Raw genomic sequence first — 11,748 nt, forward strand, 5'->3', positions numbered from 1 at the left:
AAGCTATTTTTGATCTTGAGCTAACAAATCATTAGCATATCTTGCTGCTTCATCTAGAGCTTCTTTAGGCTTAACTTCTCCAGCCATCATTCTTTGTAGCTGCTTCCATAAATATTCATACACTTCAACTCCATGAGGAGCTACAACCAAAGGTCTGTATATTCCTTTATCATTTTCTATAATCTCTTTAAATCTTGGATCACCTTGATATGGCTCATCTTTAGATATTGGTGCTCTTGGATGATATTTATGAAATTTAGTCATAGACTTAGCACTTAACATATGCTTCATTAATTTAAATGCTAATTTTTTATTCTTAGCTGCTGACATTAAAGTTAATTGATCAACAGACGCAAAAGTCCCCATATCCTTGTTTTTAAGCGATGTTATAAATCCATAATTTAAATTTGGAAATGACTTATCTAATATCTCAGATGCACCTGAAGAAAGCCATATAGCAAAAGCAGCCTTACCTGGTCCAAAAGTTGTTTGTAACATTTCTTTATTAGTTTGAGCCATGGCATTATCGGGAATTACCTTATCTACAAATTTAAGATCATACAAAAATTGTGCAGCTTCAAGTCCTGCTTTATCATTAAATCTTACTGTCTTTAAATCATCATTATAAAGCTCTCCACCAGCTTGCCATAAAAATCCATACCAATTCCAATTAAGATCACCAAAAAAATTAGCTCCCCATCCTTGAGCAAATCCCCATTGATCTATTTTTCCATCACCATCAGTATCTTTTGTTGCTTTTTTAGCTATTCTCCTAAAATCTTCCCAAGTTTTTGGCACTTCTTCTCCTAATTCTTTTAATATATCTTTGTTATAATATAATACAGCTGGATTTGCAGCTTCTATTGCAAGACCATAAATGCCTCCAAGCATTTTACAATTTTCTATGTATATGTAATTTTCATAATCTTTATCCGTTAAATACGGTGTTAAATCTTCTACAGCTCCCATTTTTATAAATTGAGGGAACATCTCTGCATACATATAACCAACATCAGGTCCTTCCCCAGCAGCTACAGCTGTTGCATACTTTTCAGGATATCCTTCCCAAGGAATTATCTCTAAATCGACTTTAACATTATTTTCTTCTTCAAATTCTTTTAATATAGGTTCCCAAACTACCTTATCATTTTCACCAATAGGCGGTAACCATACAGTTAATTTATCTTTTTCATCTTTACCTGTATTTTTTGATAAATTAGTACTTCCACATCCAACAAGAGAAATAGCAATCATAATCATAATAAGTACAAAAACTAATATTTTTCGAAAATTATACATAAATTTCTCCCTCCTAATATCTATTTTGTCTTAAAAACGCATTGAAAACGTTTTATTCATTATGACACTTTAAGACAAATTTCTAAGTCAAGTTTATTAAAATTATAACAATATGTCCAATTGAAAAAATTTATAAATGCAACTGTATTTATAATTTTTTTTGATATTTAAACCAATTTTGTTATTTAATTGTAACATGTTGTAATTTTTATTTTCATAAAAATCATAATTAATTACATAGATACACATTCAAGTTAATATATTTATATAGAATAAAATTTTGGAGGGCGTTTATATGAAAAAATATACATTAATTAAATCTTTACTTCCTGGAATAATAGTCCTTTTTTTCATATGTGGAATAGTAATATTTCCCAAAAGCGCAGTTGAATCTGCTCGTGTAGGAATGAACATAACTATTAATATATTAATTCCATCACTACTTCCATTTTTAATAGGAGCTAATTTATTAATTAACTTAAAAATAATAGATATAATAGGATTATTTCTCGAAAAAATTACTAGATTTTTGTTTAATGTTCCAGGAAAAGGTTCGTTAGTATTTGCAATGTCAATTATCTCCGGTTACCCCATAGGATCCAAATTGACATCTCAACTCAGAGAAAATAAAGAAATAACAAAATACGAAGCTCAAAGACTAGCTTCTTTCTGTTCTACTTCTGGACCATTATTTATGGTAAGCTCTGTTGGAATAGGTATGTTTAATAGTTCTAAAATAGGTTATTTTATAGCACTATGTCACTATTTAGGAGCAGCAACTGTAGGCTTTATATTTAGAAATTATAAAAACAAACAAGAAAATAAGTATAAATTTAAAAAAAATATAAATATAATAGACGAAATAAAAAGAATTATAAAATCTAAAAATAATAAAAACTCAGGATTTTATACTATACTTGGAGATTCTGTAAGAAATGGAATAAACTCAATACTTTTAGTTGGTGGATTTGTAATAATATTTTCAGTTATTTTTAAAATACTAAGTTTACTTAAAATTATAGATATAATCAGCAATTTAATTTTTATATTATTATATCCACTCAATATACCTAAAGATATTATATATGCATTTATAAGCGGTTTATTTGAAATAACTATAGGATGTAATAATATTTCACTGTCTTACGGAATTCCTCTAATATTTAAAATATCACTATGCACTTTTGTAATTTCTTTTAGCGGAATATCTATTCTCGCTCAATGTTCTAGTTTTTTATCTAAAACAGATATAAACATATATCTATACATATTTAGTAAATTCTTACATGGAATATTATCATCTATTTACTGTTATTTATTATATCCTTTATTTAAAAACACTTTAAATATAACTACTTTTTACAATTCAATTTATTATAAAATATATACCCCTGAAATATCATACTACAATAAAATATTTTTAATAACTTGTCTTATAATATACATTTTTTCTTGTATAAAAAAGTCTTCATTCTAAAAATTTTAAATGTAGACTTTTTTAAAATTTCATGGCGCCAACGAATTCTAACGAATTCCGTTGCTTAAAACTCATAACGGAATTTATATTTATCCACAATTTAAATAGGAATATAATTTCCTATTCGTTATAAAAAACACAATAACAAAATCCCGATATTGATATAAAAAACAATTCGGGATTTTATATACTTAATAATTTATTTAAGTTCTTCTCTATTTTGTTTAAGGGTTTCAACTAAGCCTTCCAAATTAATTTGAATTTTTTCTAATATACCATCTGCATATTCTCTTGCTCCTCGTCTAATTTCTTTAGACGTATGTTGAGCTTGCTCTATTATTTTTTCAGCCTGTTTTTGAGCTTCCTTAATAACTTCACTATTTTCAACTTGTTCTTGAACATAAGATTTTGCATTTTCTATAATACTATCTGCCTCTTGCTGTGCTTCAGCAAGTATTCTCTGTCTTTCTGTATTAATCCACTCCGCTTGCTTTATTTCATCTGGAAGCTGAAGTCTTATTTCTTTTATTATTTCTAAAAATTGTTTTTTATCAACAAAAACTTTATTTCCAAAAGGAATACCTGAACTTTCTTCTACTAAATCTTCTAACTCATCTATTAACTTTAAAAGTTCCAATTTTAATCCCCCCCGCACAATATTTTGTTCAATTTCCTCAATACGACATCTGGAACTAAATTAGAAATATCTCCTTTAAATCTAGCTACTTCTTTTATAAGAGATGAACTTATAAAAGAATATTTTGTACTTGTTGTCAAAATAACAGTTTCTATTTCTGGATTTAATTGTCTATTCATTTGAGCCATTTGAAGTTCATATTCAAAATCTGAAACAGCTCTTAATCCTCTTATTATTGCATTGACTTTTTTTTCATTACAATAATCTATTAACAGTCCCGAAAAACTATCTACTTCTACATTATCTAAATCTTTAACTGCTTCTTTCAAAAGTTCTACTCTTTCTTCAAATGTAAATAACGATTTTTTGTTTGGGTTATATAAAACAGCTACTATCAATTTATCAAATAACTTAGATGCTCTTTTTATTATATCTAAATGTCCATTTGTAACTGGATCAAAACTACCTGGATATACTGCGATTTTTTTCATATTATTCCTCCAAAGCAAAAAATGAAATTGTTGTATTTCCATACTTTTTTTCTCTATACATATAAATATTATTTATTTTTTCTGATAATTTATCTTTAGTATCATGTTCCACTATTATTATTCCATTATTTTCTAATATGTTTTTTTTACTTATCTCTTCTAAAACAGGCTCTATTAAATTTTTAAGATAAGGTGGATCCATAAATATTATATCAAACTTATTTTTTCTAGCAGCTAATTTGTTTATAGCATTTATAGCATCAGATAAAATAATTTCACTCTTTTCATCAAATCTAGCCTTTTGCACATTTTCTTTTATTATTTTTATACTTTCTTTACTTAAATCTACAAAAATGCATTTTTGAGCTCCTCTTGATAAAGCCTCTATACCTAAAGAGCCAGTACCAGAAAATACATCTAAAACAAAACTATCCATCAATCTATTATTTATGATATTAAACACAGATTCTTTAACTCTATCTGTAGTAGGTCTTACATCCATTCCCTTTGGAGACTTAAGTTTTAATCCCCTTGCACTACCTGAAATTACTCTCATACTTATCCTCCTCAATATATTTTAACATATAATTATATATTATTACATAAATTTATTAATTAAGTGATATTTCATTTAATTTACCTTTAAATTTTTCCAATATTTCTTTTTTTAAATTCTTATTTTTTTCAAGATTTAATTTACTATCTTCTTTTATTATTAATTTTGCTTGTTTTTGCGCTTCTTTTAATATTTTCATATGTTTAAAAATATTTGCTATCTTCAAATCTGGAAGCCCATGCTGTCTTGTCCCAAAAAATTCTCCTGGACCCCTAATTTCTAAATCTCTTTCAGATATTTTAAATCCATCTGTAGTTTGTTCCATTATCTTCATACGCTCAAGTGCAATATCATTTTTTGAAGAATATATAAGTATACAATAAGACTTATACTTACCTCTTCCAACCCTCCCCCTTAATTGATGAAGCTGAGCAAGTCCAAACCTTTCTGCATTTTCTATTATCATCAAAGTAGCATTTGGAACATTTACTCCAACTTCTATAACCGTTGTAGAAACTAATATATCAATTTCTCCATTCTTAAATTTTTTCATAATTTCATCTTTTTCATTGGCTTTCATTTTTCCATGCAAAAGCCCTAATCTTAAATCAGAAAAATATTTTGAACTTAACTCTTCTAATAATTCAACTGCAGCTTTTGCCTGTATAACCTCCGATTCTTCAACTAATGGACATACTATATAAACTTGTCTTCCAAGTTCAACTTGACTTCTTACAAAGTTATATGCTTTTCCTCTTTTTTCTTTAGGAATAGCAAATGTATCTATTTTTTGTCTACCTGGAGGGAGTTCATCTATTATAGATATATCTAAATCTCCATACAAAATAAGTGCAAGTGTTCTAGGAATAGGAGTTGCAGTCATTACTAAAACATCTGGATTATTACCTTTTTCTGACAATTTGCTTCTTTGTCTTACCCCAAATCTATGCTGCTCATCAGTTATAACCATACCTAAATTTTTAAATTCAACTTCATCTTCAATAAGTGCATGAGTTCCAATTAATATATTTACATCACCATCTTTTACTTTTTTAAGTATCTCTCTCTTTTTCTTTTTAGTTAAACTTCCAACTAACAATTCTATATTCATATCAAATTTAGACAATACTTGAATTAAAGAATTATAATGTTGCTCTGCCAATATCTCTGTGGGAGCCATCATCGCTCCCTGATATCCATTTAACACAGCATTAGCAAGAGATAAAAGAGCTACTACTGTCTTACCAGACCCAACATCTCCTTGAACTAATCTATTCATCACTTTATTTGAATTCATATCGTTTAATATATCATCTAAAGTTCTAGCCTGTGCATTAGTAAGTGAAAAAGGCAAAGAATTTATTATTTCATACAACTTTGATTTTTTTTCAAACTTAATCCCCTCTTTATCAACAACTCCACTTTTTAAATAGAAAAGACCTAATTGAAGAATTAAAAATTCTTCAAATACAAGTCTATATAAAGCTATTTTTAAATTATTTAAAGTTTTAGGCAGATGAATATTTCTTATTGAAAAATCAATATCACAAAGTTTATTTTTTGCCAATATATCTTCTGGTAAATATTCCTTTATTTTTTCATCTAAATTAAATATTACATTTTTCATAATATTTCTTAACTCTTTATTAGTAATTCCATGTGTAAGAGAATATATAGGTACTATCTTGCCAACTAAAGTTGCATCTTTTGTATCTAATTCTACTTCAGAATTTAAAATTTCAGTTTTTCCAAATTCTTTTTTTATTTTTCCAAACGCAACAATTCTATCTCCCTTTTTAAAATTGCTTAAAATATATTGTTGATTGAAAAATACAAGTTTTGCATACCCTGTATCATCTTTAACTTCAATTTTACTTATAGTTATATTATCTTTTGGTTTTATAACTTCAAAATCTACTATAATACCCCTTATAGATACCTTTTCTCCATTTACTAAATCAAAAATTTTTTTAAATTTACTTCTATCTTCATATTGACGTGGAAAATAATAAAGTAAATCTTTTAACGTATATAAGCCTAACTTATTTAATTTTTTACACCTCTTAGGCCCTATTCCTTTTATGTATTGCAAATTCTTATTTAAATTCATCAAAATCACCCTAAAATAAACTTTTCCTATTCATTATAAAAAACCCCAATATTATTTTAAAAATAATATTGGGCTTTAAAACAATGCATCTATTCTACAGAAATAATATAATAATATAAAGGTTGACCTCCATAGTAAATTTCCACATCTAAATAATCATATTTCTCTTCTATTATATCTCTTATTTCCTCTGCGTGCTTTTTATCTATTTCTTTTCCATAAAATAAAGTTACAATCTCATTATCCTCATCAACTAATTCCTCTATCAAAGACAATGTAACTTCTTTTTTATCTTTTCCAGATTTTTTTATTTCCCCTTCACCTATTCCTATTATATCTCCTTCTTTTATATCTACTCCATTAATATTAGTATCTCTTACAGCAAATGTTACTTGTCCTGTTTTAATATTGTTTAAAGCATATTTCATTGCTTTTTCATTTGAAATGTAATCCGCTTCTGAATTAAAAGCTAAAAGTGCAGCAAATCCTTGAGGTATAGTCTTAGAAGGAATTACTATTATATTTTTATTAGAAATTTCTCTCGCTTGATTTGCAGCCATTACTATATTGCTATTATTTGGAAGTATTATTATATTTTCTGCATTTATATTATCTATTCCTTCTAAAAAATCCTCTGTACTAGGATTCATTGTCTGTCCACCTTCTATTACATAGTCCACCCCAAAATCCTTAAATATTGAAGCAATTCCATCTCCCATAGCTGTAGCTATAAATCCATATTTTTTAATTTCTATAGTTTCTTCTTTTATACTATCATTATTATATTCTTCAACTAATCTATTCTCATGTTGAATTCTCATATTATCTATTTTTATTTTATTCAATTGTCCATACTTTAAAGCTTCTTCCAATACTAAACCTGGATTATTTGTATGTATATGTATTTTAATTAAAGAATCATCCCCAACTACAATTAAACTATCTCCATATTTTTCTATAATTTTTTTTATATTATTTGAATCTATTTTATCACTTTCTAATATAAATTCAGTACAATACGAAAATTTTATATCATCTTTTATATTTTTATTAAATACATCTTCACTATACTCCTCAATAAAATATTTCTCATTTTTAACAGGTTCTCCTATTAAAGCCTTATATGCACCTTCATATATAATTACTAATCCCTTGCCTCCAGAATCTACAACTCCTGCTTCTTTTAATGTTTTTAATATTTCCGGAGTTTTATCTAAAGACCTATTAGCTGCATCAATCACTTTTTCAAAAAATGTCTTTACATTTTTTTCTTTTTTAGCTATTTTTAATGCATACTCCCCAGTTTCTCTTGCCACTGTAAGTATAGTTCCTTCTATAGGTTTTATTACAGCTCTATAAGCAGTATCCGCTCCTTCTTTTAAAGCATTAGCTATATCTATAGTACTCAATTTTTCTTTATCTTCTATAGATTTTGAAAACCCTCTTAATAGCTGAGATAATATTACTCCTGAATTACCCCTAGCTCCCATTAACGATCCTTTAGAAGCTGCCTTTCCAATATCATTTATATTATCACTTGAAATTTTTAAAACTTCTTTTATAGCTGAAGCTATTGTCAAAGACATATTTGTTCCTGTATCTCCATCTGGTACAGGAAATACATTTAATTTATCTACAAGCTCTTTGTGATTTTCCAAATTATTTGCTCCAGATACAAGCATGTCCTTTAAGAGCTTCCCATCTATATATTCTATTTTCAAAATTTTACCTCCTAACTACTTATAAACTCTAACTCCTTGCACATTTATATCTATTTGTTTTACTTTAAGTGAAGTCATTTTTTCAATGCTGTACTTTACTCTATTTATTATATTATCAGCAACAACCGATATTTTTGTACCATATTGTATAATAACAAATAATTCTATATAAACTTTATCTTCTTCTATTTCGACCTTTACTCCTTTACTCATATTTTCTTTTTTTAATAACTCAACCAATCCATTAACTTTAGATTTATAACCAAATCCTACTAATCCATAACATTCTACTGCAGCTTGAGATGCTATTTTTTCTATAACTTCTTTATCAATATAGATATTACCATATTTATTGACAATTGTTCCAGTCATTTTTTTACCCCCTATAATAATCGTAAAATAACATATAATATAATTCTATATTATATATATAATTTATTCAATATAAATATAACATTTCCCTTGCAAAAGTAAAAGTAATATGATAATATAATTATGTTTTTAGTGACATTGATAAAGGTTTGAAGGAGGTGTTAATTATGGCAAGAGTTTGTGCTATTTGCGGAAAAGGAAAAGTTTCAGGAAATACAGTCAGTCACTCAAACCGTCACAACAAAAGAACTTGGGCTCCTAATTTAAGAAGAGTTAGAGCAATAGTTGATGGTACTCCAAAGAGATTAAACGTATGTACAAGATGCTTACGTTCTGGCAACGTAGAAAGAGCTATATAATTTGACATACACAAGCCTACTTGTTAAATAAGTAGGCTTTTTTCATTTCTTTTTTATAAATATTTTTATTATTGCAGATAAAAATTTAGGTAATTTAATAGCTACTATTTTCATATTATCCCCCCTATTTAAAACAAATACAACCTATTATAATAAGAACAATTGCAAAACAAGTCATCCATAGCCAATTAGGTAAAACAATTGAAATTATAATGCTAATTCCTATAGCTATACAAATTAATCCCACTAAATGCTTCGTACACCTTCTCATAGGCTTCACCCCAATATTCTTCATATATTTAATATATTCAAAAAAATTTAAAATGATACAAATAAAAAAGTCTTCATTCTAAAGATTTTAAATGTAGACTTTTTTAAAATTTCATGGCGCCAACGAATTCTAACAAATTCCGTTGCTTAAAACTCATAACGGAATTTATATTTATCCACAATTTAAATAGGAATATAATTTCCTATTCGTTATAAAAAAGTCCTACGTTATATTAAAATAACATAGGACCTAAAAAATTTAATCTTTAGATTTTATAACTAATAAATATCCTTTTTTTAAACTTATTTTGCATCTATCACCCATCATTACATTTGATATACCTCTAGAACTTGAAAATTTCAAATAAAAATTATCCAAAGGATATTCAAGCCCTTTTAAAGTAACTCCTTCTACATCATTATATAAAGGAATAATAGATATTATATCTCCCTGTTTACCTGTAACTTCTATTTCATTATCAGTTATATGTATTTCATTATTTTCATTTACTATACTTGCCTTTATGCCTTGCTTGATTAAATAATACAAAATATTTATATTAGCTAAAGAATGATCCATTCTGCTCCCAATTACACCTAATAAAACTACTTCTTTAGCTCCTAAATTTAACGCATAATCTATACATATTTCTGTATCAGTTTTATTTTTTTTAGAAGGAAATGTATTAAATTTTACTTTTTTATTCATAAAATATTTTTTTACTTCTTCATTTATCGAGTCCAAATCACCCAATATCATATTAGGAATTATCCCCATTTTATATGCGTGATTAGATGCTCCATCTGCACATATTATATAATCGTATTTTTTTACTATGTTTTTATGAAAATCATAATCTTTAATATCCCCATTGGATATTATAGCTACTTTCAATATATCACTCCCTAAACATTAGCATTTTCTCTAAAATTTTTAACTGTATCAGGTATATTTTCACTGTTAAATATCGCTGAACCTGCAACTATAATATTGGCTCCTGCTTTTACTACTTTATCTACATTATCAGGTTTTATTCCTCCATCTACTTGTATATCTACATTTAATCCTTTTTCATCTATTAATTTTTTTAATTCTTTTATCTTATATACCATACTCTGTATAAATTTTTGACCCCCAAAACCAGGATTTACAGTCATAACAAGAACCATATCAAGTTCATCTACAACATGTTTAATAGTTTCAATAGACGTTGCTGGATTTAAAGCAACAGCCGCCTTAACTCCTAAAGATTTTATATTTTGTATTGTCCTGTGAAGATGAATACAAGCTTCTTGATGTACAGTTATTATATCAGCCCCTGCATCTACAAAACTTTTAATGTACATATCAGGATTTTCAATCATTAAATGGACATCAAATACCATATTAACATCTTTTCTAAGGCTTTTAACTATAGCTGGTCCCAATGTTATATTTGGAACAAAATGACCATCCATTACATCTATATGCAAATATTCACATCCTGCATTTTCTACTTTCTTCACATCTTCTAAAAGTCTTGCAAAATCAGCTGAAAGTATTGATGGAGCTAATTTTATCATATCTAATACCTCCTATTATTTTTTCTTATTTCTTTGAGTAGCTGTAAATAACTTTCATATCTTTGCTTTGATATTTCTCCTCTTTTAATCGCATCTTTAACGCTACAATCTGGTTCATTTTCATGTAAACAATTTCTATAAAATTTACATTCTGATGAATATTTGTCAAATTCCACAAAGTAATCTTTTAATTCCCTTTCATCTATATTATCCAAATTTAAAGAACTAAATCCAGGAGTATCTACAACCATACCTCCACACTGTAATTTTAAAAGTTCAGCATGTCTTGTTGTATGTTTTCCTCTTTTAATTTTTTTACTTATACTTCCTGTTTCTAATTTTAAATTCGAATCAATAGCATTTAAAAGACTTGATTTACCCACGCCTGAAGGTCCTGCAAAAACTACTATATTATCTACTAATTCTTCTTTTATTTTTTCTATATTTATAGATTTTTTTACACTTATTGGTATAACCTTATAGCCTGCTTTTTTGTATATATTATCTATTTTTTCAAAATAATTGTCATCATCTAAATCTATCTTACTAATAACTATTACTATTTCAAGTCCCTCTCTCTCAGCTAAGGCTATAAATCTATCCATAAGTGAAAAATGAGGATTTGGATTTTTAACAGAAAATACTATTATAGCCTTAGTTATATTAGATACAGGTGGTCTTATTAATTCACTACTTCTTTCATAAATTTCTTCTATAACACCTTTTTTCTCATCTTCTTCTATAATACTTACCTCAACTAAATCTCCAACAAGTGGAACTATTTTCTTTTTTCTAAATATTCCTCTTGCCTTACATTCAAAAACCCCTTTATCTGTATCTACATAATAAAATCCACCTATACCTTTTATTATTCTTCCTCTTAACATAGTTCC

Annotated in this window: 13 protein-coding genes; 2 read left to right on the top strand and 11 right to left on the bottom strand. The window is 27.0% G+C overall.

From position 1 onward, the window contains the following. Positions 1-3 precede the first annotated feature (3 nt). Positions 4-1,299: an ABC transporter substrate-binding protein gene (locus tag BUA19_RS03935; RefSeq protein ID WP_072723888.1), complete on the bottom strand. Its 1,296-nt coding sequence runs from the start codon at positions 1,297-1,299 to the stop codon at positions 4-6. Between the two features lie 295 nt (positions 1,300-1,594). Between BUA19_RS03935 and ylbJ the strand changes: the two genes are divergently transcribed. Beyond that, positions 1,595-2,776, top strand: a complete 1,182-nt coding sequence (gene ylbJ, locus BUA19_RS03940) for a sporulation integral membrane protein YlbJ (RefSeq protein WP_072723890.1) — start codon at positions 1,595-1,597, stop codon at positions 2,774-2,776. A 199-nt stretch (positions 2,777-2,975) separates the two neighbouring features. Here the strand turns inward: ylbJ and BUA19_RS03945 are convergent, their stop codons facing one another. The 6 genes from BUA19_RS03945 to BUA19_RS03970 form a co-directional block, all read right to left on the bottom strand. Continuing rightward, positions 2,976-3,413: an ATPase gene (locus BUA19_RS03945; RefSeq protein ID WP_072723892.1), complete on the bottom strand. Its 438-nt coding sequence runs from the start codon at positions 3,411-3,413 to the stop codon at positions 2,976-2,978. A gap of 2 nt (positions 3,414-3,415) precedes the next feature. Beyond that, positions 3,416-3,904 carry a pantetheine-phosphate adenylyltransferase gene (gene coaD, locus BUA19_RS03950; protein WP_072723894.1) on the bottom strand — a complete coding sequence of 163 codons (489 nt, stop codon included), beginning with the start codon at positions 3,902-3,904 and terminating at the stop codon, positions 3,416-3,418. A 1-nt stretch (position 3,905) separates the two neighbouring features. After that, positions 3,906-4,460: a 16S rRNA (guanine(966)-N(2))-methyltransferase RsmD gene (gene rsmD, locus BUA19_RS03955; RefSeq protein ID WP_072723896.1), complete on the bottom strand. Its 555-nt coding sequence runs from the start codon at positions 4,458-4,460 to the stop codon at positions 3,906-3,908. 55 nt (positions 4,461-4,515) lie between these two features. Continuing rightward, a complete protein-coding gene (gene recG / locus BUA19_RS03960; RefSeq protein WP_072723898.1) occupies positions 4,516-6,570 on the bottom strand; it encodes an ATP-dependent DNA helicase RecG in 2,055 nt (684 codons plus the stop codon). Positions 6,571-6,659: 89 nt separating this feature from the next. Further along, the gene (locus tag BUA19_RS03965; RefSeq protein WP_072723974.1) at positions 6,660-8,252 is read right to left on the bottom strand and encodes a DAK2 domain-containing protein; all 1,593 of its coding nucleotides are present in this window, start codon (positions 8,250-8,252) and stop codon (positions 6,660-6,662) included. A gap of 54 nt (positions 8,253-8,306) precedes the next feature. Next, positions 8,307-8,663: an Asp23/Gls24 family envelope stress response protein gene (locus tag BUA19_RS03970; RefSeq protein WP_072723900.1), complete on the bottom strand. Its 357-nt coding sequence runs from the start codon at positions 8,661-8,663 to the stop codon at positions 8,307-8,309. A gap of 167 nt (positions 8,664-8,830) precedes the next feature. Between BUA19_RS03970 and rpmB the strand changes: the two genes are divergently transcribed. After that, positions 8,831-9,022, top strand: coding sequence for a 50S ribosomal protein L28 (gene rpmB, locus BUA19_RS03975; RefSeq protein WP_072723902.1), 192 nt, complete (start codon positions 8,831-8,833; stop codon positions 9,020-9,022). 124 nt (positions 9,023-9,146) lie between these two features. Here rpmB and BUA19_RS11695 read toward each other — a convergent pair whose 3' ends face one another. The 4 genes from BUA19_RS11695 to rsgA form a co-directional block, all read right to left on the bottom strand. Next, on the bottom strand, positions 9,147-9,293 hold the full coding sequence (locus BUA19_RS11695) for a hypothetical protein (RefSeq protein WP_178137448.1): 147 nt from the start codon (positions 9,291-9,293) through the stop codon (positions 9,147-9,149). Positions 9,294-9,551: 258 nt separating this feature from the next. Further along, complete coding sequence (locus BUA19_RS03980) at positions 9,552-10,187, bottom strand: thiamine diphosphokinase (RefSeq protein WP_072723905.1); 636 nt, start codon at positions 10,185-10,187, stop codon at positions 9,552-9,554. Between the two features lie 11 nt (positions 10,188-10,198). Then, complete coding sequence (rpe, locus tag BUA19_RS03985; protein ID WP_072723907.1) at positions 10,199-10,855, bottom strand: ribulose-phosphate 3-epimerase; 657 nt, start codon at positions 10,853-10,855, stop codon at positions 10,199-10,201. A 2-nt stretch (positions 10,856-10,857) separates the two neighbouring features. Then, positions 10,858-11,742, bottom strand: a complete 885-nt coding sequence (gene rsgA / locus BUA19_RS03990; RefSeq protein WP_072723909.1) for a ribosome small subunit-dependent GTPase A — start codon at positions 11,740-11,742, stop codon at positions 10,858-10,860. Positions 11,743-11,748 lie beyond the last annotated feature (6 nt).

This window comes from Tepidibacter thalassicus DSM 15285 (genome assembly GCF_900129915.1).
Classification (GTDB): Bacteria; Bacillota; Clostridia; order Peptostreptococcales; family Peptostreptococcaceae; genus Tepidibacter; species Tepidibacter thalassicus.